Origin of the sequence: uncultured Parabacteroides sp. (assembly GCF_905196875.1) — a bacterium.
In the GTDB taxonomy this organism is placed as follows: domain Bacteria; phylum Bacteroidota; class Bacteroidia; order Bacteroidales; family Tannerellaceae; genus Parabacteroides.
In genome coordinates this window covers 72,269-94,209 of the sequence record NZ_CAJJWO010000007.1, presented here as the reverse complement: position 1 = coordinate 94,209, position 21,941 = coordinate 72,269, and the positions used below count along the sequence as shown (strand labels likewise).

Sequence of the window (21,941 nt, the reverse complement as noted above, 5' to 3'; positions counted from 1 at the left end):
AACAGCATAGATCATGAAAAAAAGATTATTTGCATTGGCATTGTTGCTGACAGGACTTGTTTCTTGTAATAGCGATGAAGAAGCGGTAAAAGTAAATACCGACTATGTCGAACCGGGAACGGCGGTGATAGCCACAAACTTTTACAGTGTAAAAACACCTTTAACTAAGGCTGATCCGACACGGACGGCAGCGTTTGACGACGAGAAAGAGATCAATAGTATAGCTTTCTTTGTACAGGTAGCTGACGATGAAACCCTTCAATTATTTCAAAGCACCAAAACTGTCGGAGCGGTGGACGGATTGCTGGAAGCATTGAAAGAGACAACTGCCGGAACAAAAGGTAGTTACACCGCGAAGTTTAAGATGAAGATGAACGGAAACAATGAAGTACATATGTTCGCCCTGGCCAACTATGCAGAGAATAATGTCGATCTGACTGCTATCACAACAGCGACTGCATTGAAAGCTGCTGTAAGTAAAGCTATAACCGACAAAAAGAATCCGGAAAAACCTCTTTTAATGTTAGGTTCATATACTAAAACATTGAACGAAGGCCAGGCTTATGAAGCTGAATTTAAGATGGATCGCCTGGTTGCCCGTGTGGATATCGTGAACGAGGCATACAATGCGGATGAAACGAAAGGTTTCCGTCTGAAATCGGCTCAGGTGCTGAATGGTAAAGAGCAGTCTTCTTTGCTTCCCGATCAGGCAACTGTAACTGACGCGATAGCCGTATTGGATGAAATGGGAGTAAAAGATAAGGTCGCAGAGGTAACTGCTGAAGGTAGCGTTGACGTTGTAGTTCAACGTCTGGATACCTTATATATGTATGAGAACAGCAATAAAGTATCCTTGACAACTACCGCTATTCAGATTAACGGAACATTCAATGGAACTCCCGTTGCACAACGTGTCGAGTTTATGAAAGAAGACCCTGCAACAGGTGTAAAAACTCAGTTGCCTATCGGTCGTAACACTCTGTACACCATCAAGATTCTTCCATCTCAGGACTCTACGTCCGTATCTTTCACTATCAATGTAGAGGATTGGACAAACGCTGTGGGGGATACGCTGACTATCGAACCGAAGAGAGAAAAACCTGTATTGTCGGCATTAACAGAAACATCCCTGACCGCTGCAACTATTACAGGAAAACGTATTGATATTGATGCGGCTCAACTGAACAGTTTAACAGGTATGGTAACTTTTACTGCCGAAGGAAATCAGGATAGTAAAGTGGAAGTACAATATATCGGTCGTAAAGGGGCAAGCTGGATGGGTGTAGGTACAACGATCACGCAAGGTGACCTGCAAGGTTATACCAAAGCCTCTTCTATTCTGAAACGTGAATATACGATTGATTTCTCGAAGGCAAAGACAGAATTGGAAGCAAATGCAACTGTTCCCTCTGATGTTTTGATCTTGATTCAGAATGCAAATGCAGCAACGATTTGCGATACGATACGTGTTTGTTTCAGACCGAATTATGAGGGAATTGCTGGTGCAAAGCCTGTATTGATGAAAACGATAGATGGTAAAGAGGTTTTCTGGGCACCGGTGAATGTGGGAGCAACAAAAATAGCAACTTCTATTCCTGTAGCAACTGATCAAGCGGCCATTGATAAGCTTACATCTGATCAACTAAATTCATTATTTGAACAGGGTGGTTATTATTATCAGTGGGGGCGTAAAAAGGGATTTAAGATGTGTAATTCAACTGTAATAAAAAACGATACAGCGAATGTTTCCGTAATTGGTTGGCCAGATAATACTAATTATTTAAATGTAGATGCAGAAGGTTCTCCTTGGAAGGATAAATTCATTAAGGGTTCAACATCTACAGTGGTTAACTGGTTATTATTTGTTGAGGGGCAAAATAATCCTACTAATAATACTGAAGATATACTAGATGATGCTTGGTATCAGAGATTGTGGGATGCTAATTCTATTGCTGGAAATAGACAAACAACACCTTCTAAAACACCTGCTGACCCTTGTCCTGATGGCTGGCGCGTTCCGACTATTGCCGAATGGGAAGCGATTGGTGCTGGTAATAGTAGTGTAATCAATGAATGGGATAATACTAATAAAATCCTCAAAATTTCCGGTGTTAATGGCGATAAGTTGATCTTACCTGCAGCAGGAAGTCGTCATTATAGTTCCGGACTGTGCGTGGGAGGCTCCGCTTATTACTGGTCATCGTCAGTGCTATATCGGCATAATGATGCGTCTTGTGTAGCATTCAATAGTGCTACATTGACTTCCCGCGGATATGCCCGTGCCTGCGGCTACATGGTACGTTGTATCCAGGAATAAGCAAATCGTGGAGGAATGACTGTATAAGTGATAACAGATTGTTCCGGTAACATTCCGGTAGAAAATATAAACAGTGTTCTTTGACATGATGAGGGTTCAGGTAAGAATAAATCAAATTTCTGAACCCTTTCATTTTACAATAAAAACAAGACAGAATGAATAAAACGGAGTTAATAAGGATTCTTTCAGAAAAAATGTTGATTACTCAATGTGAAGCAAGGCGTTTTGTCAATACCTTGCAGACTACAATGATGGAGGAATTGGAGCAGGATAGAACATTGGTTTTGCAGGGGTTCGGTACGTTTCGTCCCTGGCAACAGGCCAACCGTGAGGGGCGCAACCCCAAAACCGGAGAGTCGTGCCCCATTCATGCACGGATGAGCGTAAAGTTTAAACCGGGTAAAATCCTGCTGAAGAAGCTGAATCCATGAAGAGTGTGCAAATGTTTTCAGACAGGATAATAACCCTCCTGTCTGAAAACACTATGTATAACAAACTAAAAGAATTGTTCGGTACAGAGGTACCTTCCGTAAAAATGTTTAAGTCATTATTGCGAGGCTTGCTCGGGGAAGAGCAAGAAGTTTATAGAAAGGCTGCTGTAAGTGCTGCTTTTTGCAATTGGGCGATTATGCCCCAATATTACCGGGATTTTCTTACCCGCCTGTTTCTTCACGACAAACAGAAAACGCTCGATTATTTATTGAAAGAAACAGTGCTCGGTTCTCTCAGATATAAATTGCGTGAGCCGGAACTGATGCAGAAACTCTTTACCTATGTAGAGGGAAAGCAGGAGGATGGATATGCCCCTTCACTTGTACGTTTATCTTTTACCTTACTTCTGGCTTTCCGGGTAGATAAATCTGTTGAGTATTATGGTGATATACTTTCCAGAAATGACCTTACTTTAAACGATTTCGCTTACCTTTTCGAAATAAAGAATGACTGGAATGATGAGTCTAAACGTTCTGCAGACTAATAAAACTTAAAATATCCGCTATCCGGTCTTCCTAAATATCTAACTGATCTTTTATGAATTGCTTCACTTTGCCTGTCCTGCATAAAGTGTAGCCTGTTTGGTATGTGTTAGTCTTTGATATTTCCGAAGATTTCATCATTCTGCTCTGTTATCTTTGTATTATCGGCGCTGATAAAGGTATTGGGTATTAATTTCTTAAATAGTTATTGTCATGAGTGTGAAGTACAAATTAGTCATCAAAAAGAATTTAGGTGAAGACAAGAATGATGTGCCTGAAAAAATGTATGCACAAATTGTGTCGGGCGATTTTATCGCATTTCCTGAATTGATAGAGGAGGTGAGTGATAGTAGTGGCGTGGGAAGTGCCGGAGTGAAAGCGGTACTCGACCGTTTGAATGTGATACTGGTTCGCCACCTGCAACATGGTCGTCGGGTGAGTGTGGGTGAGTTAGGAACGTTTCGTTATACAATCGGTTCTTCCGGTGTAGTCAACGAAAAGGCATTTGATACGAATCTGATTCGTGAACCTAAGGTGCGTTTTTTTCCGGGGAAAGCTCTCCGTACCATCAAAAGTCAGGCTAGTTTTGAGAAACTGTCGGAAAAGAAGGAGGATGCCGGTACAGGTGGCGAAGACGACGACAGACCGGTGATTGAATAAGCCAATAGCAATAAAAAAGGGCTTATGAAGCGGATGACGATTCAATTGATTATTGCGATCCTGCTCACACTGAGCGGGATTGTTCTCCTCTTCAGTGGTTTTTGGGTAGCCCCTGACGGAATAATAGATAGTAGTGTGCTGGTGGCCTTCGGCGAGATCAGCACATTTGCCGGAGCTCTTTTCGGAGTGGATTATACATATAAATTTAAAATGAACAGCCATGACTGACACGACACACAAAACGATTACAGCGCATAAAACTATGTTGAGCGAACACTTCAGTAAAGAAGAAATGAGTTACAGCCGTATTGCTGTAGAGAACGGGTTAGATAATGAACCTTCTCCTGAAGCGCTTCATGCCCTCGGTTATCTGGCTCTTCACCTGCTGGAACCGTTGAGGCAATTATACAATGCCCCGATCGCCATCCTGAGTGGTTACCGGAGCGAACCTGTAAACCGTTTGGCCGGCGGTGTCGCTACCAGCCAGCACCGGAAAGGGGAGGCCGCCGATTGTTATATTCCGGAAGGGCCGGGTTATTTACTGAGTTTACTGATAAAGTCTGGATTAGTTTTCGATCAGGCTATCTTATACAAAAAGCGTCGGTTCCTTCATCTTTCCCTGAAAGAGAAGGGAAACAACAGGATGCAAGTATTGTTATATATATTATGTCTGGTATTCTTGTTACCGTCTTGCCGGATACGAAGGAGTGGTATAAGGGAGGAATATGCTTTTCGTGCCGACTCACTGGTAGTCTCTGGTAAAGACTCCTCCCTCTTGAACCGGAAAACATTCACAATAGATTCCATAAACTGGAATATCACCCGGGTGGTCTTTTCGCCACCCGACAGCACCGGCCGGCAATATCCGGCAGAAATAACCTTATTGCAAGGAAATAAACATCGCACCCTGACCGACACGATCAGTAAAACCGATCATTTGTCAGTAGAATCAGCCCGCCGACAAACGGCTGTTGCATCTAGTTTTTTCCAAAATCAATATAAACAGTCACCATCCGTGACGATTTGGGTAGTGGCTTTGGTTCTATTAGCGGGAGGAAGTATTTGTTTAGGTAAGCTATTGAAACAATAAAAGGATTAGAAATTAACTTTCTAATCCTTTTATTGTTGAGGTTCCTGGCGGATTCGAACCGCCGTACATGGTTTTGCAGACCACTGACTAAGCCACTCATCCAAGGAACCGGACTTGTTTTGCGTGCATATTGATAAGTTGTATCTCTTTTGAGGTTCCTGGCGGATTCGAACCGCCGTACACGGTTTTGCAGACCGCTGACTAAGCCACTCATCCAAGGAACCGTTTGTTTCAAGTGATGTCTTATCGTTTTTGCGAGTGCAAAGAAAGACATTATGTTTGGAATATGCAAATCTTTTGCACTCTTTTTGCAAGCATTTATGTTTGCAGAACTAAGGAAAAAGAAGTTACTTTGTCTCCTGTTAGTATAAATATGAAGGAATGAATTACATAGAAACGGAAATACCCGGAGTCTGGATCATTGAGCCAAAAGTGTTTAATGATGCAAGGGGCTATTTTATGGAAGCTTTTAAACAAGCTGAATTTGAACAACACATCGGTAAGATACATTTTATTCAGGACAATGAATCCAGCTCTTCCAAAGGAGTACTTAGAGGACTGCATTACCAGTTGGCTCCCTATTCGCAGTCGAAGCTGGTGCGGGTAATAACAGGACGTGTTCTGGACGTGGCTGTCGATTTGCGTGCCGGATCCCCTGCATTCGGTAAATATGTAGCGGTCGAACTTTCTGCGGCTAACAAACGCCAACTCTTTATCCCGCAAGGATTTGCTCATGGATTTCATGTGTTGAGCGAAGAAGCGATCTTTACCTATAAAGTAGATAATCCTTATACACCGAGTCATGAAAGAAGCCTGCGGTTTAATGATCCGGCCATTGGCGTAGACTGGGGGATCACCGATATGAATACGGTTAATTTATCAGAGAAAGACACAAAAGCCCCGCTGTTGAGTGAGGCGGAATATAATTTTACATTTAAATAATACGGACGATGAAGACTTATCTGGTTACCGGTGCGGCCGGTTTTATTGGTGCTAACTTTATCAAATATATGCTGGCGGAACATCAGGATATAAAAATCGTGGTTCTCGACTTGCTGACTTATGCAGGTAACCTGGGTACGATTGCAGCAGATATCGATGGCAAACGTTGCGAATTCGTAAAAGGAGATATCTGCGACCGTGCGTTGGCCGATGAACTTTTTGCAAAGTATAATTTCGATTATGTGGTCAACTTTGCCGCCGAGAGTCATGTGGACCGTAGTATTGAAAATCCGCAGTTATTTCTTGTAACCAACATATTGGGCACACAAAACCTGCTTGATGCCGCCCGCAAAGCCTGGGTGACAGGAAAAGACGAAACCGGTTATCCTGAGTGGCGGAAAGGTGTCCGTTTCCATCAGGTGTCGACCGATGAGGTATACGGCAGCTTGGGAGCCGAAGGCTATTTCCACGAAACGACCCCGCTCGATCCGCGAAGCCCCTACAGTGCCTCCAAGACTAGTGCCGACCTGTTTGTAAAGGCTTATTCCGATACCTATAAAATGCCGGTAAGTATCACCCGTTGCTCCAACAACTATGGTCCTTACCATTTTCCTGAAAAGCTGATCCCACTGATCATCAAGAACATCTTGGAGGGTAAATCCCTGCCGGTGTATGGTGACGGAACGAATGTAAGAGACTGGCTGTATGTGGAAGATCATTGCAAGGCCATCGACGCCGTTATCCATCGCGGACGGGTAGGAGAGGTTTATAATGTAGGCGGTCATAACGAAAAGCAGAATATCGAGATCGTTAAACTGACTATCAGTACCATCCGCCAGTTAATGACCGAGCAACCCGAATACCGCCAGATGCTCAAGAAGAAAGAGATCGGGGCGGACGGAGAGATCTCGATCGACTGGATCGACGACAGCCTGATTACATTCGTGAAAGACCGTCTCGGACACGATCAGCGTTATGCTATCGACCCGACAAAAATATCCGAAGAACTGGGTTGGACACCTGAAACCAGCTTTGAAGTGGGTATCGTAAAAACAATCCGCTGGTATCTCGAAAACCAACAGTGGGTGGAAGATATCACCGGTGGCGATTATATGAAGTATTACGACCGGATGTACTCCGGCCGTTAATTATAAAACGCCGGTTTCTTCTGAAGGAACTGGTGTCGGCGAATGATTTGAAGAGAGGCTGCTCACCAATTCGGGAGCAGTCTCTTTTATTTGTTTACGTATCGATTCGCGTATCTCTTTTCGGATATTGGTGCGCGTACTGTCCAGTTCGGCTTCCTTGGCCGGCTTGAAGATGTCTTTGTAACGACACTTCACTATCTTGTATTTGAAGTCGTCCAGATTACCGGTAATGTCTATCCCGAGTTTGAACGGAACAGGCGATTTCAGTACTGACAGATGATAGTTGAACGTCATATCCAGGTTGTGCGTTCCCCCGACGGCAACTTTATAACGATCCATTTCGACCAGGAAGGGGAATACTTCGATCTTATTATCCTTGATGGCCAGGTCGACCGATATACTGTCTATCACATTCCGCTTTTTATTCTTGAACATCAGTGTCTTAGAGATTTCGGTGAATGTCTCGCCATCCAGCAACACCATATTCTCGCCATGTAGGTAGCAGGCCGAGTGCAGCGACGGAAGTTCGAGCGACATGGTAGAGTCCATTTTGCAGGTAGCCGTGACCTGGCAGTCTACCACCCCTTCGAACGAACGAAGCATCGGTACCAATGTGTCGATGGCCGGGTACAGGCTGATCAGTTTCTCCACCATAACATCTTCCATGTCGAGATCGAATCCGGCAGACGCTCCCCGGTTGTCTTTGGCCGTATAGAACATCGTCATATTGCCACGGCCGATATTCGAGTTCATGGCCAGGTTACTCAGATTGACGCTTTGGTCGCGAATGATTATTTCCCCGTTCACGTCGCTCAGTTCGACATCTTTGAAGTCTATCCTTTTCGCATTGGTATGCAGTGTCATATCCAGGTTTGCCGGGATAACGAACACCTGGTCGGTCGTGTCGAGCGAGGCGACGGTTATGGAGTCCTGTAAGGTATGGGTATCCATTGTTGCCAGGCTTTCCGCATCCAGGCCTGTCTGACCTGTCGCTCCATGCTGTTCGGTATATTGCATACCGGAGTTTATTGCTTTAATCAGCTGGTTACAGTCGATATAATCGGAAGTAAGGGAGAAATTGCCTTTTAGCTTACCTCCCCGCAACATGGCCTGACGGATACTTTTGATCTCTCCGTTCAGCATAAAGTCGCTCTTACCCAGATGCAGGCGCGCATCGGTAAGGGTGATGTCGTTCGTATTGAATTTCAATGTTGTCTGATCGATCTTCATAGGAATAGGCATCATCCGGCTAAAACCGCGCATCTGCTTGAACGAGAGGCTGCCACGCACTTCCCACTGCCGTAGTAGCCGGGAGGTGACATCGGTGGAGTCGATTTCTGTCTGACTGCCGGTAGCTCTTGTACGGCGTGGTCGTCTGGCGGTGTTGGTCCGTGCTGTCGTGTCTGTCCGGGCAAGCCATCGCTGACGTATTGCATCCCGGTAAGGCAGAGCTTCCAGGTTGAACGTATTTTCCGAGAGGATCATCCCGGTGCGCATGGGGATAATGAAATAACGCAGCGTATCGACGGAGATCGTAGCGCCGAGTGTCGGTATCCGTTTGTCGGAAGCCGACGATTTGATGCCTCCTTTCAGTACGGTCTTCCCGGCTACCAGCAATACGGAGTCAGGCAGGCGGGTACGCAGGTAGTCGAATTTGATCTGGCCCGTCATTGGGATAACGGCGGTCGTATCTATCGTGGGAGAGGTTTTCGCCTGTATGGCCAGTTTGCTGATGTTGGTACTTATATCATCCTGATATTTGACGTTCAGGCTGTCTACCGACATCGACATACTCAACAGGTCTTTGTTGTCGAGATATGAGCTGCTCGCTCCTGTCGAGTCCACAGAGAAATGTGCTTTACTGATAAACACATCCATTCCCAGGGGCAGGCTGTATGCTTTCAGCGTGTCGATGTCTAAGCGGCCGGAAGCATGAACTTTCCCGTACTGGCTGCTCAGCAGGTCGTCTATATTGAAGGAGGCGGAGAGGTCGGCATCCATCACCCCTTGTAGAAATAAAGTATCCGGGTTGAGGAACTCTTTTGCCAGGCGGGTAAAGTCGATCTTTCCTTTTATGTTTGCATCCACATTCGGTGAGGTGAGTAGGTTGGTGACTTTTCCTTGCATATCGAGTGAGGTTGTCAAACCTTTCAGCATCAGTTGCTCGAGAGACACAAACGAAGAGTCGGGATAGAGACCGTTCAGATGGAGGTCCATATCCATCTGCAGGGTATCGATACCCTGTTTGAGTCCTTTCATGTGGTAAGAGCCATTCTCGATCTTGCAACACAGGTTGACGGACGGTACGATACTGTCGCCCAGGAAACCATGAATGTTTCCTTCCATACTAATAGAACCTTTTGCAATAGTTTTATCACGGTTCCGGAAATAAGCATCCGGTATGAAACGAAGCAGATCGTTCATGTCGGATATTTTAAGCCCGACTTCCATGTCGATCTTTGTTTGTTTCAATAAAGGAATATTGCTTACGGAACCATCGGCGGTGAAAGGCAGATTGTTTATCAGCAGTTCAGCATCCTTCAGGGTGGCTGTGTTGAAGTTGTCAGAAAGCAGGAGTTGACTTTTCAGTTTCAGAGCCAACTTGTTTGCGAGTGTATAAGTCGGGCTGCTGAAGAGGATGGAGGTACAGCCTGTTTCGATATCCAGCTTGTTCTCTCCATCGGTCAGCGAGCCGTCGAGATGGAGGAAGAAGCCGTTTATTTCGGCAAAGAGGTCGCTTTGGCGGTCGTCGTACGTGAAACGACCGTTGGTGATGCGTACTTTCTGTAAATCGATAGGAGGCAACGGTTTCTTATCGGCTGTGGCAGAGTCGGGCTCGCTCGAGTAGATATCCCAATTGGCTGAACCTTTCTTGTTGACGTAGCCGTAAAAGCGGGGTTCCTCTATATTTATTTCGCCGATCGTGATCTTGCCTCCGAACAGATAGTCGGTCGGTCGGAGCGAAATGATTGCTTTCTTGAATGCCAATAGCGAGTCGGACGGGATAGCCAGTTCTTCGGCATGGGCGGTCGAGTCTTCGGCGGCATGCGAGATCAGGCGGCCATTGATCAGTTTGATTCCCAGATGCGGATATGTTTCAAAATAGGTCAGTTCGATCCGCTCACAGTCGAGGTGGGCATCGAGAAATTTATTCGTTTGTTCGATAACAAGTGGAGTGAGCTTATCCGGAGGAAGTACTCCCCAGTTAAGGATACTGAAACCGATACCCGGCAGGATAAAGAACAGGGTAACGGTAATAACTACGATCGTTGTAATAATTTTTTTATTGATCTTCATAGCAAATTAGGCTTGTATTGCATCTTGAATACGTTGTAAGACATCTTTCTTAATGGAGTCGATCAAGGTCTTTGTCTCTTCGCTTGAAGGGAAGACTCCGTATCTATAGGTTTTTCCGTTGAAGGTATAATTGGATTTATCAAACAGGACGCTATATCGTAAATCTATCGATATATCTTTCATCTTATAGTCCTCTTTTACCCATTCAAGGAATATATAGAATACAATAGATTGAGCATCAATGAGGATATCCATATCTTCCTCTGATATACTAAAGATAGATAGTTCTTCCTTTTCACTTAAAGGAAAGCAATAGCCGGCATTTATATCATCTCTATCTTTTGACATGTAATAGAGAAGTTCAAGTTTATTAAAGAACTCTGTAGCCGGCTTTAATGCTTTGATCAGCCTTTCTGCAAATGGGCGATGAAACAGATTGAATACATCCACTTTATTCTGTGGAGTATCATACCCTTCTTTCTCCTCAGTTTCTTTCTTAGCCGTCCGTTTCAATATCGCCAGTTGTTTCTCAAAATCATCCTCCTCCTCGATGCTTTCTCCTTTCGCCGCTTTAATACAGGTAGTCAATGCCCTTTCGAGACAGCGTTCCAAATACTCAACAAATGGTTGTATTTGTGATAATTCAGCGTGTGCACCGACTGAAGGAGTAGGGCCGACCACTACATCACACCGGTTTAATGCCGTCAAGTAGTTCTCTTTGTCTTTGCTTTTAACCACGATCATCGGATAATTATGGCGGGAGAGTATATAATTCACTATCAAACGGGAAATTCGTCCATTCCCATCCTCAAACGGATGAATCCGGATATACCGGTAATGAAACAGGGCGGCAAGTTCGATAGGAGTGAGCTTCCCTTCTGCTTCTGCTGTATTATACCAGTTGACCAGATCGCTCATCAACGCCGGTGTTTCTTCGGGTGATGCATATTCAAAGCGCTCTCCGGTCACGGTAATTACAGAGTTAGGACGTGTTTTGTATTGTCCGGCATGGATGATATAGGATGTCGTTTGCCCATCCGGTAGTTTACGATATACAGTATAATCTTCCCGTAAAAGTGTTTGGTGAAGCTGTCGGATAAATGTTTCCGTCAGAGGCTGTTCCTTTTCATCTGCCTCTGTCTGCATCATTTTCAATCCGACATTATGAGCCTTCATTTCCTCCAGATCCTTCATATTGGCTGCATCGACTACCTTACCGAATATCAGAAGAAGTTCGGTTTGTCCGTATGTTAATGTGTTTCCCTCTATATGGTTGGAGTTGTAATTGAATTCCAGCATGAATTTCTGATTCAGACGTGCCAGGTCGTCAGGCTTCAATGGCTGTAGAGATTGCCATTCAGTATATAGTTTCCCAATATTATTTGTCATAGAGCTATCTTTTATTGTTTTGATAATTCTTAAAGCCCTTTTACTAGGTACTTAGTCATGCAAATTTATGAAATTAGTTGAGATAAACTCATATCTTTGTCCCCGATAAGTTTATTTAAAATAATAAGGAATATGGATTTTCGCCTGAAGGTGTTTTATAGCGTAGCGACAAACCTTAGCTTTACGAAAGCGTCGAAGGAATTGTTTATCAGCCAGCCTGCCATAAGCAAACATATTCATGAGTTGGAGGTACAATATAAAACGCCGCTCTTCGACCGTACCGGCGGACGTATTATACTGACCCGTGCCGGCGAACTGCTTTTGTCGCATACCAATACACTTCTGGCTGCTTACCGGCAACTGGATTTTGAAATGAACCTGCTGACGGATAACATCTGCGGCGAGTTACGTCTGGGAGCCAGCACCACGATCGCGCAATATGTGCTGCCACCTATCCTGTCGTCCTTCGTTCGTAAGTTTCCGGATATCCGTGTGTCGTTGCTTAACGGGAACAGCCATGATATAGAGATGGCTCTCCGGGACGGAAAGATCACGCTGGGGCTGGTAGAAGGATATGCCCGTCAGAGTTCGCTCCATTATACGCCTTTCATGAAAGATGAACTGGTCGTGATTACACATACCGGAAGCAAACTGGCCCATTATGAGGAGCTGACACTCGAACAGTTATGTACCCTTCCTCTGGTGCTTCGTGAGAATGGTTCGGGTACGCTGGCCGTGTTGGAGTCGGCTTTGGGCGAACATCAAATTAAATTATCTCATCTGAAAGTGCTGATGCAGTTGGGAAGCACGGAGAGTATCAAGCTCTTTCTGGAGAATTCGGATGCATTGGCTATCGTTTCAGTACGTGCCGTGGCCCGCGAGCTGATGTCGGGAGTCTTTAAAGTGATCGATATAGCAGATTTTTCTGCCGAGCGCATGTTTTCTTTTGTGCAGTTGATGGGACAAAGCGGGGGATTGGAGGAGAGCTTTATGCAGTATATGCAGACGTATAAGTAATTACTTTATCAGAACAACTTTTCCGGTAAATGTGTTGTTTTTAGTAATAAGTTGGAACAAAAGGGATGAGCTATAACTTCAGGTTATTAACCATTCCATATAGTGATTGGACCGGTATTCTTATTAATCATACCTTTGCACCTTCAAAAAAGAAAAGATAACTAAATGATATAAAATATGGATTCAATCGAACAAGTTTTAGCGAAGTACAACAAACCTCTTTTCATTCTCCTTTTTGCTTTTTGTCTGTTACCTTTCATTTCTCCCGCTATTGCCCTGTTCCTCGGGTTGGCATTGGGGATGACGGCCGGACAACCTTTTCCTAAATTCAGTAAGAAAACATCTAAATATCTGTTGCAGTTTTCTGTGGTGGGCCTGGGTTTCGGTATGAATCTGTATGAATCGTTGAAGACCGGTAAGGAAGGGATGCTTTTCACTATCGTGTCGGTAGTGGCTGTGATGGTACTGGGTATCTATCTGGGTAAACGCCTGATAATGGACCGTAAAACAGCCTATCTTATTTCTGCCGGGACAGCCATTTGTGGCGGTAGTGCTATTGCCGCTGTCGGTCCGGTAGTAAAAGCGAACGATAATGAAATGTCGATGGCGCTTGGAACTATCTTTATCCTGAATGCAATCGCTTTGTTTATATTCCCGCCGATCGGCCATTTGCTGGGGATGACGCAGGAACAGTTCGGTATGTGGGCTGCGATAGCTATACACGATACCAGTTCAGTGGTCGGTGCCGGAGCCGCTTATGGCGAGCAAGCGCTTGAAATAGCCACGATGGTCAAGCTGACACGGGCTTTGTGGATCATTCCGATCACGATCGTTACTATGTTTCTTTTTCAGCAAAAAGGGGCAAAGATCAATATTCCCTGGTTTATCTTCTTTTTTATCCTGGCAATGGTCGCAAACACATTCCTGACGATTCCCGAAACGATTACGGCTTCATTGGTCTGGCTGGCTAAGAAGGGGCTTACCGTTACTCTTTTCCTGATCGGAGCCGGCTTATCGAGAAAAGTGATCAAACAGGTCGGCGTGCGTCCGATGGTACAAGGTGTTATTCTCTGGATATTTATAGGATTGATCAGTCTGGGTGTGATACTGTTGGTTTAAATTAATTTCTTATCTTTGCGGTTGCTAAGTTAATAAGAAAAGATGGCTTCAAAAGTAACAAAAGGCATTATAATTACATTCTGGGTACTGTTTGCGGCAGCAGTAGGAACTGTATTTCTGATTTTTACCGCAATAGCGAATGGCTCTATCGGGTATATGCCGCCGGTGGAACAGCTCGAAAATCCTATCGACAAATATGCATCCCAAATCATTTCTGCAGATGGAAAGACATTGGGAAGTTATGCACATAGTAAGGACAACCGTATATTCGTGAACTACGAAGACCTTTCACCTGATTTGGTGAAGGCACTGATCGCAACCGAAGATATCCGCTTTGCCGAGCATAGCGGTATCGATGCGCAGGGGTTGTTCCGCGCTGTCGTTAAGCGTGGTATCCTGATGCAGAAAAGCGGGGGCGGAGGTAGTACCATTACCCAGCAGCTGGCTAAACAGTTGTTCTCGCCAAGTGCTGATAATTTTATGGAACGTCTTTTCCAGAAGCCGATCGAGTGGGTGATTGCCGCCCAGTTGGAACGTTATTATACCAAGGAGGAGATCATTAACATGTATCTGAATAAGTTCGATTTCCTGTATAATGCTGTAGGTATCCAATCGGCTGCCCGTGTTTATTTCGGTACGACTCCCAAGAATTTGAAGATAGAAGAAGCCGCCACGCTGGTGGGAATGTGTAAGAACCCTTCTTACTTTAACCCGGTACGCCAGAATGAACGTACCCGTGGCCGTCGTAATACGGTGCTCGAACAGATGCAGAAGGCCGGTTATATCTCCCGTGCCGATTGCGACTCGCTGAAAGCGTTGCCGCTGACTGTCCGTTTCAGCCGTATGGACCATAAGGAAGGCTTGGCTCCCTATTTTCGTGAATATCTTCGCCTGACGCTGACGGCTAAGAAACCGGACCGTAAACGTTATGCCTCCTGGCAAGGTCAGAAGTTCTCTGAAGATTCGCTGGCGTGGGAAACCAATCCTCTGTACGGTTGGTGTAATAAGAATAAGAAAGCCGATGGTGAGTTCTACAACCTTTATACCGACGGTCTGAAAATATATACGACTATCGACTCGCGTATGCAGAAGTATGCCGAAGATGCCGTTCGCGAACATGTCGGAAAAGAATTACAACCCGCTTTCTTCCGTGAGAAGAAGGGACGTAGTTATGCCCCGTTCTCACGCGATGTGTCGGTCGGACAGGTGGATACGATGATTATGCGTGCGATGCACCAGACTGACCGTTATCGTAGCATGAAGAGTAGTGGAATGAACGAAGCCGATATGCGTAAAGAGTTCCAGAAACCGGTTGAAATGCGCGTGTTTAGTTGGAACGGTCCGATCGATACCATTATGTCGCCGTGGGATTCCATTCGTTATCATAAGAGTTTCCTGCGCACAGCCTTTATGTCGATGGACCCGCGTACGGGGCATGTGAAAGCTTATGTTGGAGGTATCGATTATAATGATTTCCAGTACGACATGATCAATGGCGGACGTCGTCAGGTAGGTTCGACCATCAAGCCGTTCCTTTATTCGTTGGCAATGATCGAAGGTATCAGCCCTTGCGAGGAAATGCTTCATGTGCAACAACAACTGACCGATGAAAACGGTATCCTTTGGTCGCCGCGTAATGCGGGAGCCAAGCGGGTAGGTGAAATGGTGACTATCCAGTGGGGATTGCAGAACTCGTCAAACTGGGTGACTGCTTATCTGATGAAGCAGCTTTCTCCTTATACCTTTGTCCGTTTATTGCATTCATTCGGGTTGAAAGGGAATATCGATCCTGTTATTTCCGTATCGCTCGGTACGCCAGATGTGTCGGTGGGCGAAATGGTGGCTGCTTATACGGTGTTTGCCAATAAAGGTATCCGTGTCGAGCCGCTTTATGTAACCCGTATCGAAGATTCGTATGGAAATACGATAGCCAGCTTTAATTCGCAAATGAATGAAGTTTTGCCGGAAGATGCTTCCTATAAGATGCTGTATATGCTGCGGAGTGTTATCGACGGCGGAACCGGCGGACGTGTTCGTTTCCGGTATGGTATAAAGGCGCCTATGGGAGGTAAGACAGGTACGACACAGAATAACTCCGACGGATGGTTTATGGGATTCACACCGAGTCTGGTGTCCGGTTGTTGGGTAGGAGGCGAGGATCGTTCGATCCACTTCGACCGTCTGCAGGAAGGGCAGGGAGCCAGTATGGCTTTGCCTATCTACGGCTTATTCATGCAGAAAGTGTATGCCGACAAGACTCTCGGCTATTCGGAGGATGACGATTTCGATGTCCCGGAACAATATGCAAATCCTTGCAAAACAACGACGGAGGAAGAGCGGAGGCATATCCCGACCGATGTCGGAGGTATCGACAAGATGTTCGAATAACAGACTAGGTTAATTAACATACCCGGCTCCCACAAATCTAAATAATTTGTTAGATTTGTGGGAGTTAATATTTTATTTAGGGTATTATGGAACGAGAATCAGTTATCTCCCTGCTGGATGACCGGCAAAAAGTATTCGACTTCGTCGTGATAGGCGGCGGAGCGACAGGTCTGGGAATAGCGCTCGATGCGGCAACCCGCGGGTATAGCGTGGCCTTGTTCGAACGTTCGGATTTTACGAAAGGAACCTCCAGCCGGAGTACGAAGCTGGTGCATGGAGGAGTTCGTTATCTGGCACAGGGGGATGTGTCGCTGGTTCTCGAAGCTCTTCATGAGCGTGGCCTGCTTCGCCGTAATGCCTCTCATCTGGTGAAAGACCAGTTATTTCTGATTCCTTGTTATCGTTGGTGGGAAGGGCCTTTTTATACGGTCGGCCTGATCCTGTATGACTTGATGGCCCGGAAACTTAGTCTGGGGCGCTCGGTTTGTATCGGTCCCAAACGAGCGATAAAAACCATACCGATGCTTCGACGAAAGGGCATGACGGCCGGTGTGCTTTACCACGATGGGCAGTTTGACGACTCTCGTTTAGCTATTAATATGGCACAAACCGCTGTGGAGGCGGGGGCTTGTGTATTGAATTATATGAATGTAGTCGGTCTGCTGAAAGAAAAGAAGAAGGTGGCCGGTGTCATTGTTCGCGATGAGGAAACGGGTGATACCTATCAGGTGAAGGCACATTCGGTTATTAATGCTACGGGGGTTTTTGCAGATGAGATATTACAGATGGATAAACCGGGTAAATATCCGACTGTTCGTCCCAGCCAGGGTGTTCACCTGGTATTGGATGCCTCTTTTCTAGACAGCGATTGTGCTGTGATGATCCCTAAAACATCCGACGGACGTGTTCTGTTTGCCGTACCCTGGCACGATAAGGTCGTGGTGGGTACGACCGATACATTGATGAAGGAGTCGAGTGTCGAACCGGTGGCGCTTGAAGAAGAAGTTAGGTTTATCCTCGACACGGCTGCCAATTACCTGAATCGTGCCCCGCAGCGAAGTGATGTTTTATCGGTATTTGCCGGTCTCCGTCCCTTAGCGGCTCCCCGCAACGAAGAGAAAAAAACGAAGGAGATTTCGCGTAGCCATAAACTTATCCGTGAGAAATCGGGTTTAATAACTATAATCGGAGGGAAGTGGACTACCTACCGGAAGATGGCACAGGATACACTTGACTATGCCATTCGTTATATGCATGTGCCTACACGGGATTGTATAACCGAAACGTACCCCGTTCATGGTTCCGGAACCACTCCCGATTACTCCGATCCTTTATATATCTATGGTACGGATGCCGATGCGATCAGGCAACTGGTAGTTTCAGCTCCGGAAATGGGTGAGAAGTTGCATCCCGGATACGCTTATACCCGAGGGGAAGTTACCTGGATTATCCGTAACGAGATGCCCCGTACGTTGGAAGATGTATTGGCCCGCCGTTTGCGTATCCTGTTTATGGATGCCCGTGCAGCGATGGTCATGGCTCCGAAGGTAGCCTCGATCCTGGCGGAAGAAAGAGGTAAAGATGCCTCCTGGAGAGCCGGGCAATTGGAAGAGTTCAATCGTATAGCAACTCATTATATATTGGATTAACAAAAAAAAGATAATGAACTAACAGAAAGGAACAATATGAATTTCAGACATAAATATGTGCTGGCTATAGACCAGGGAACAACGACTTCCCGGGCCGTTCTGTTTAATCGCCAGGGAGAGATCATTACCTTCTCCCAGAAACCGTTCCAACAGTATTTTCCTAAACCGGGTTGGGTAGAGCACGATCCGAACGAGATATGGTATACGCAATCTACCGCTATCAAGGAAGCAATGGCGAAGGCTGATGTGACGGATACGCATATTGCTTGTATTGGCATTGCCAACCAGCGGGAGACAACGATCGTATGGGACCGCGAAACAGGTTTCCCCGTTTACAATGCTATCGTATGGCAGGATCGACGTACGGCCGACTACTGCGAGGAACTGAAGGCTGAAGGGTATGCCGATTACATACAGCAAAAGACCGGACTGGTGATCGATGCTTATTTCTCCGCCACCAAAGTAAAATGGATACTGGATCACGTCAAAGGTGTCCGTGAACGCGCTGAACGAGGGGAGCTTTGTTTTGGTACCGTCGACTCCTGGTTGATCTGGAAGCTGACACGCGGTAGTCAGTTTATTACCGATATAACTAATGCTTCCCGTACGATGCTTTTTAATATAAATACATTGCAGTGGGATCAGGAGTTACTGGATCTTTTTACTATTCCGGCTTCCATGATGCCGGAGGTGAAGAGTAGCAGTGAAGTTTATTGTGAAACATCTACTCCCATATTTAAGGCGGGTATTCCTGTTTCCGGAATGGCCGGTGATCAGCAGGCTGCCTTATTCGGACAGCTTTGCCTGGAAGAGGGCATGATGAAGACGACCTACGGAACGGGTTGCTTTATGATCGTGAATACCGGCGATAAACCAGTCTTCTCACAGAATAACCTGTTGACGACAATTGCCTGGAAGCTGGGTGATCGGGTTACTTATGCGCTTGAAGGTAGTGTCTTTGTGGGTGGTGCTGTTATCCAATGGTTGCGTGACGGTATCGGGTTGATCCCGAATGCTCCGGTGACGGAACAGATGGCGAAATCGGTGCCGGATAACGGTGGAGTCTATTTTGTACCGGCCCTTACCGGACTGGGTGCTCCTTACTGGGATCAGTATGCCCGCGGGGCCATTATCGGTATTACCCGTGGTACGACGGCTGCCCATCTGACACGTGCTGCTCTGGAAGGGATCTGTTATCAGGTGTACGATGTTCTGATGGCTATGGAGAATGATATCCAGGCCAAACCGAAGGAAATTCGTGTGGATGGCGGGGCTATTGCCAATAATTTCCTGATGCAGTTTCAGTCCGATATCTGTCAGTGTCCGGTGGTCCGTCCCAGAATACTTGAGACGACTGCGCTGGGAGCTGCTTATCTGGCGGGTCTGGCGGTGAATTACTGGAAAGATATGGATGAACTGAAAGAACAATGGTCGCTGGATACCATATTTACGGCTAAGATGAAACCCGAGACAGCGCTGGCACTGCTTACCGATTGGCACAAGGCAGTAGGCCGTACAATGAATTGGGCTATGGATAGTGAAATCTGATATTACATTTAATTCATTCTTACCATGACACCATTTTTTGCGGAATTTATAGGGACTATGCTGCTGATCCTGATGGGAGGAGGCGTAGTTGCGAATGTTTGCCTGACAAAGACGAAAGGATACGGTGCCGGATGGCTGGCAATTACCACTGCCTGGGCATTAGGTGTCTTTATTGGGGTAGTAGTAGCCGGACCATATAGCGGAGCTCATTTAAATCCCGCTGTTTCGATAGGGTTGGCTATCGGAGGAACTTTTCCCTGGAGCGAAGTTCCTGTCTATGTCCTGGCCCAGTTCCTGGGAGCGGCGGCCGGAGCTTTGGTCGTCTGGCTGGTTTACAAAGACCATTTTGATGCCACCGACAGTCAGGCGGCAAAGTTGGGCGTGTTTTGTACAAATGCCGAGATCAGCAATCCGGTTATTAACTTCCTGACGGAAATGGTGGGGACGTTTGTCCTGATGTTCGTCGTTTTCTATATAACGGACGGGGAGCTTACTTATGATAGTAACAGTACGTTGCCGATCGGTTTGGGGTCGGTCGGGGCCATACCGGTGGCTTTTACAGTGTGGGTGATCGGACTGTCTTTAGGTGGGCCGACCGGCTATGCTATTAATCCGGCTCGTGATCTGGCACCGCGTTTTATGCATGCGATCCTTCCGATCAAAGACAAGGGCAGCAGTCATTGGGAATATGCCTGGATCCCAGGAATTGCACCGATTGCAGGATCTGCGGTAGCTGCTATGTTGTATTATGTACTGAAATAATGCGTGCGTTTCTCTTAAATCGTTATATTTGCCCATCACCAATAAAAAGATAATCGATATGACAACAAAGCCTTATAACACAGACGAAACTTCACAGTCTCAACCTGTCTCCGAACCTGCTGTTTCTTATGGTCTGCCGCAAGATACAGCCAGTCTGAAGCTGGCCGCTATCAATGAACTGAAACAAGAATTGGCAGAAGCAGAGGACGATTTTGCTAATGGTCGAGTGTATTCAACGGATGAACTACGTAAAGAAATGCATACATGGTAACACACTTAGATTGGTCAGCCAAAGCTCGTCAGAACCTTAATCGGATATAATCAACTTCTTAATCATCCTTATCACCGCCGGTATGGAGGCTTCTACTTCCGGAGTCAGTTCCATATTTACCTCATTCAAGTTGGCGGCGGAGACCACGATCAAGTGTACTTCGGGAAGATCGCCGGTAAGGATCATGGTTTCAATCATGTCACGCAGGCCGATTTCGTGTGCACTCATCAAGGGAGGGTAGTCACTAGCGTATTGGGGACGGATCAAGCGGACGGTTCCCGGCGGGTTACTATCGAGGGTGGCGTCTACCATGATGATATGATCGTAGCCTGTCAACCAACTGATCAGATGAAGGCCCCCCGTCCCGCCATCCATCAGGGTGACGTGGGCGGGAAGCGTTTCTTTTTCCAGAGCCTGTATCACGTGGATACCGACTCCTTCGTCTTTTAGCAACAAGTTGCCGACACCTAATATAAGAGTTTTCTTTTCCATTTTGTCGTTGTTAATAGCACTACTATGTCATTGTAAGTAGCACTATTGTGCTGATATAGGTAACACTACTGTGTTGCTGGTCGTAGCACAGTAGTGTTATTTTTTCGGGTATTTTATACTGCCGAGCTATTCATGTTTTTTTGCAGTCTTTGTAATGGTTTCGGCTGTCTCCGTAATCTCTTCTTTGTCGGCGATATCTTCTTCGATAAACTTCCACCCCCCAATGATGGAGGAGGTTTCACCGCGCTGTTCGATATAATCGTGGTAGAATACCAGATAGATATGCACGATCGCGAAGAGGATAAAGAACCACATCAGGAAGTGATGGATCTGCCGGGCCATCAGGTCGCCACCCATCAATGGGATTGTCCAGGCGAACAATTGCGGGAAGAAGGACTGGCTCATTTTGGCATACAGTCCGAAACCCGTAATACTTTGCAACAGGAAGGCCCAGAACGTACCGAAATAGATCAGGCTGGCCAATGCATTGTGTCCGATACTTTCGACCGGTTTGTTCTTTATCATCAGGATGTCCACCTTTATTACTTCCAGCACTTCCTGCCACTGTGATTTCTTTAGTGGAATGAAGTTTGTCCAGCGGGCAAAGCGGTTTCCTACAAATCCCCAGTAGAGGCGGAATACAAAGTTGAAGAAAAATACGAATGCCGCTACAAAATGGATGAAGCGGACGATACCGAACCAATAACTGAAATAGGCTTCCGACGCATTCAGTATGGCTGGCGGATCGGCAATGATAAACCCGGTGATGCACAGTATCACGATACACAAGGCATTCACCCAATGGTAGATACGTACAGGAAGTTCCCATACATATACTTCAGTAAGACGTTTCTTGCGACTTTTCATAGCAATACTAT

At 46.0% G+C, this 21,941-nt stretch carries 18 protein-coding genes, 2 tRNA genes and 1 pseudogene; 15 read left to right on the top strand and 6 right to left on the bottom strand.

Annotated features, from left to right (window positions below; all coding sequences use genetic code 11):
* Positions 1 to 13 precede the first annotated feature (13 nt).
* The 6 genes and pseudogenes from QZ076_RS04475 to QZ076_RS21970 all read left to right on the top strand — a co-directional run.
* Complete coding sequence (locus QZ076_RS04475; RefSeq protein WP_293710684.1) at positions 14 to 2,317, top strand: FISUMP domain-containing protein; 2,304 nt, start codon at positions 14 to 16, stop codon at positions 2,315 to 2,317.
* A 155-nt stretch (positions 2,318 to 2,472) separates the two neighbouring features.
* Positions 2,473 to 2,748, top strand: a complete 276-nt coding sequence (locus QZ076_RS04470) for an HU family DNA-binding protein (protein ID WP_293710683.1) — start codon at positions 2,473 to 2,475, stop codon at positions 2,746 to 2,748.
* 53 nt (positions 2,749 to 2,801) lie between these two features.
* Positions 2,802 to 3,293, top strand: coding sequence for a hypothetical protein (locus tag QZ076_RS04465; protein WP_293710681.1), 492 nt, complete (start codon positions 2,802 to 2,804; stop codon positions 3,291 to 3,293).
* Positions 3,294 to 3,504: 211 nt separating this feature from the next.
* On the top strand, positions 3,505 to 3,951 hold the full coding sequence (locus QZ076_RS04460; protein ID WP_293710679.1) for an HU family DNA-binding protein: 447 nt from the start codon (positions 3,505 to 3,507) through the stop codon (positions 3,949 to 3,951).
* A 24-nt stretch (positions 3,952 to 3,975) separates the two neighbouring features.
* Positions 3,976 to 4,179 (top strand): hypothetical protein, encoded by a 204-nt coding sequence (locus QZ076_RS04455; protein ID WP_293710677.1) that lies wholly within the window; start codon positions 3,976 to 3,978, stop codon positions 4,177 to 4,179.
* Positions 4,180 to 4,213: 34 nt separating this feature from the next.
* Positions 4,214 to 4,612: pseudogene (locus QZ076_RS21970) on the top strand (D-Ala-D-Ala carboxypeptidase family metallohydrolase); the annotation flags it as partial.
* 467 nt (positions 4,613 to 5,079) lie between these two features.
* Here the strand turns inward: QZ076_RS21970 and QZ076_RS04445 are convergent.
* Together QZ076_RS04445 and QZ076_RS04440 are read right to left on the bottom strand one after the other, a co-directional pair.
* Positions 5,080 to 5,151 (bottom strand) — tRNA-Cys (locus QZ076_RS04445).
* A 42-nt stretch (positions 5,152 to 5,193) separates the two neighbouring features.
* Positions 5,194 to 5,265, bottom strand: a tRNA-Cys gene (locus QZ076_RS04440).
* 157 nt (positions 5,266 to 5,422) lie between these two features.
* On the opposite strand from QZ076_RS04440, the gene rfbC reads away from it, so the two are divergent.
* Both rfbC and rfbB read left to right on the top strand, forming a co-directional pair.
* Positions 5,423 to 5,983 (top strand): dTDP-4-dehydrorhamnose 3,5-epimerase, encoded by a 561-nt coding sequence (gene rfbC, locus QZ076_RS04435; protein ID WP_293710674.1) that lies wholly within the window; start codon positions 5,423 to 5,425, stop codon positions 5,981 to 5,983.
* Positions 5,984 to 5,991: 8 nt separating this feature from the next.
* Complete coding sequence (gene rfbB / locus QZ076_RS04430) at positions 5,992 to 7,131, top strand: dTDP-glucose 4,6-dehydratase (RefSeq protein WP_293710672.1); 1,140 nt, start codon at positions 5,992 to 5,994, stop codon at positions 7,129 to 7,131.
* Here rfbB and QZ076_RS04425 read toward each other — a convergent pair whose 3' ends face one another.
* Entirely contained in the window at positions 7,132 to 10,428 is a 3,297-nt protein-coding gene (locus tag QZ076_RS04425; protein ID WP_293710670.1) for an AsmA-like C-terminal region-containing protein, read from the bottom strand.
* A 6-nt stretch (positions 10,429 to 10,434) separates the two neighbouring features.
* A complete protein-coding gene (locus tag QZ076_RS04420; RefSeq protein ID WP_293710668.1) occupies positions 10,435 to 11,817 on the bottom strand; it encodes a Fic family protein in 1,383 nt (460 codons plus the stop codon).
* Positions 11,818 to 11,949: 132 nt separating this feature from the next.
* Here QZ076_RS04420 and QZ076_RS04415 point away from each other — a divergent pair, with 132 nt between their 5' ends.
* From QZ076_RS04415 to QZ076_RS04385, 7 genes are all read left to right on the top strand, one after another.
* Entirely contained in the window at positions 11,950 to 12,834 is an 885-nt protein-coding gene (locus QZ076_RS04415) for a LysR family transcriptional regulator (RefSeq protein ID WP_293710666.1), read from the top strand.
* Between the two features lie 177 nt (positions 12,835 to 13,011).
* Positions 13,012 to 13,953 (top strand): putative sulfate exporter family transporter, encoded by a 942-nt coding sequence (locus QZ076_RS04410; RefSeq protein ID WP_293710664.1) that lies wholly within the window; start codon positions 13,012 to 13,014, stop codon positions 13,951 to 13,953.
* 42 nt (positions 13,954 to 13,995) lie between these two features.
* Positions 13,996 to 16,341, top strand: a complete 2,346-nt coding sequence (locus QZ076_RS04405; RefSeq protein WP_249388292.1) for a transglycosylase domain-containing protein — start codon at positions 13,996 to 13,998, stop codon at positions 16,339 to 16,341.
* Positions 16,342 to 16,427: 86 nt separating this feature from the next.
* Positions 16,428 to 17,990 carry a glycerol-3-phosphate dehydrogenase/oxidase gene (locus QZ076_RS04400; RefSeq protein ID WP_293710661.1) on the top strand — a complete coding sequence of 521 codons (1,563 nt, stop codon included), beginning with the start codon at positions 16,428 to 16,430 and terminating at the stop codon, positions 17,988 to 17,990.
* 36 nt (positions 17,991 to 18,026) lie between these two features.
* The gene (gene glpK / locus QZ076_RS04395) at positions 18,027 to 19,538 is read left to right on the top strand and encodes a glycerol kinase GlpK (RefSeq protein WP_293710659.1); all 1,512 of its coding nucleotides are present in this window, start codon (positions 18,027 to 18,029) and stop codon (positions 19,536 to 19,538) included.
* A gap of 24 nt (positions 19,539 to 19,562) precedes the next feature.
* Entirely contained in the window at positions 19,563 to 20,300 is a 738-nt protein-coding gene (locus QZ076_RS04390; RefSeq protein WP_293710657.1) for an MIP/aquaporin family protein, read from the top strand.
* 58 nt (positions 20,301 to 20,358) lie between these two features.
* Positions 20,359 to 20,571, top strand: coding sequence for a hypothetical protein (locus tag QZ076_RS04385; RefSeq protein ID WP_293710655.1), 213 nt, complete (start codon positions 20,359 to 20,361; stop codon positions 20,569 to 20,571).
* Positions 20,572 to 20,607: 36 nt separating this feature from the next.
* Here QZ076_RS04385 and QZ076_RS04380 read toward each other — a convergent pair whose 3' ends face one another.
* On the bottom strand, positions 20,608 to 21,063 hold the full coding sequence (locus QZ076_RS04380) for a HyaD/HybD family hydrogenase maturation endopeptidase (RefSeq protein WP_293710654.1): 456 nt from the start codon (positions 21,061 to 21,063) through the stop codon (positions 20,608 to 20,610).
* Between the two features lie 126 nt (positions 21,064 to 21,189).
* Complete coding sequence (gene cybH / locus QZ076_RS04375; RefSeq protein ID WP_293710652.1) at positions 21,190 to 21,930, bottom strand: Ni/Fe-hydrogenase, b-type cytochrome subunit; 741 nt, start codon at positions 21,928 to 21,930, stop codon at positions 21,190 to 21,192.
* Positions 21,931 to 21,941: the final 11 nt, after the last annotated feature.

What these genes read in the sequence shown, in the direction of transcription:
- QZ076_RS04475 (WP_293710684.1), top strand. Translation starts at nt 14, where the DNA reads ATGAAAAAAAGATTATTTGCATTGGCATTGTTGCTGACAGGACTTGTT.
- QZ076_RS04470 (WP_293710683.1), top strand. Translation starts at nt 2,473, where the DNA reads ATGAATAAAACGGAGTTAATAAGGATTCTTTCAGAAAAAATGTTGATT.
- QZ076_RS04465 (WP_293710681.1), top strand. Translation starts at nt 2,802, where the DNA reads ATGTATAACAAACTAAAAGAATTGTTCGGTACAGAGGTACCTTCCGTA.
- QZ076_RS04460 (WP_293710679.1), top strand. Translation starts at nt 3,505, where the DNA reads ATGAGTGTGAAGTACAAATTAGTCATCAAAAAGAATTTAGGTGAAGAC.
- QZ076_RS04455 (WP_293710677.1), top strand. Translation starts at nt 3,976, where the DNA reads ATGAAGCGGATGACGATTCAATTGATTATTGCGATCCTGCTCACACTG.
- rfbC (WP_293710674.1), top strand. Translation starts at nt 5,423, where the DNA reads ATGAATTACATAGAAACGGAAATACCCGGAGTCTGGATCATTGAGCCA.
- rfbB (WP_293710672.1), top strand. Translation starts at nt 5,992, where the DNA reads ATGAAGACTTATCTGGTTACCGGTGCGGCCGGTTTTATTGGTGCTAAC.
- QZ076_RS04425 (WP_293710670.1), bottom strand. Translation starts at nt 10,428, where the DNA reads ATGAAGATCAATAAAAAAATTATTACAACGATCGTAGTTATTACCGTT.
- QZ076_RS04420 (WP_293710668.1), bottom strand. Translation starts at nt 11,817, where the DNA reads ATGACAAATAATATTGGGAAACTATATACTGAATGGCAATCTCTACAG.
- QZ076_RS04415 (WP_293710666.1), top strand. Translation starts at nt 11,950, where the DNA reads ATGGATTTTCGCCTGAAGGTGTTTTATAGCGTAGCGACAAACCTTAGC.
- QZ076_RS04410 (WP_293710664.1), top strand. Translation starts at nt 13,012, where the DNA reads ATGGATTCAATCGAACAAGTTTTAGCGAAGTACAACAAACCTCTTTTC.
- QZ076_RS04405 (WP_249388292.1), top strand. Translation starts at nt 13,996, where the DNA reads ATGGCTTCAAAAGTAACAAAAGGCATTATAATTACATTCTGGGTACTG.
- QZ076_RS04400 (WP_293710661.1), top strand. Translation starts at nt 16,428, where the DNA reads ATGGAACGAGAATCAGTTATCTCCCTGCTGGATGACCGGCAAAAAGTA.
- glpK (WP_293710659.1), top strand. Translation starts at nt 18,027, where the DNA reads ATGAATTTCAGACATAAATATGTGCTGGCTATAGACCAGGGAACAACG.
- QZ076_RS04390 (WP_293710657.1), top strand. Translation starts at nt 19,563, where the DNA reads ATGACACCATTTTTTGCGGAATTTATAGGGACTATGCTGCTGATCCTG.
- QZ076_RS04385 (WP_293710655.1), top strand. Translation starts at nt 20,359, where the DNA reads ATGACAACAAAGCCTTATAACACAGACGAAACTTCACAGTCTCAACCT.
- QZ076_RS04380 (WP_293710654.1), bottom strand. Translation starts at nt 21,063, where the DNA reads ATGGAAAAGAAAACTCTTATATTAGGTGTCGGCAACTTGTTGCTAAAA.
- cybH (WP_293710652.1), bottom strand. Translation starts at nt 21,930, where the DNA reads ATGAAAAGTCGCAAGAAACGTCTTACTGAAGTATATGTATGGGAACTT.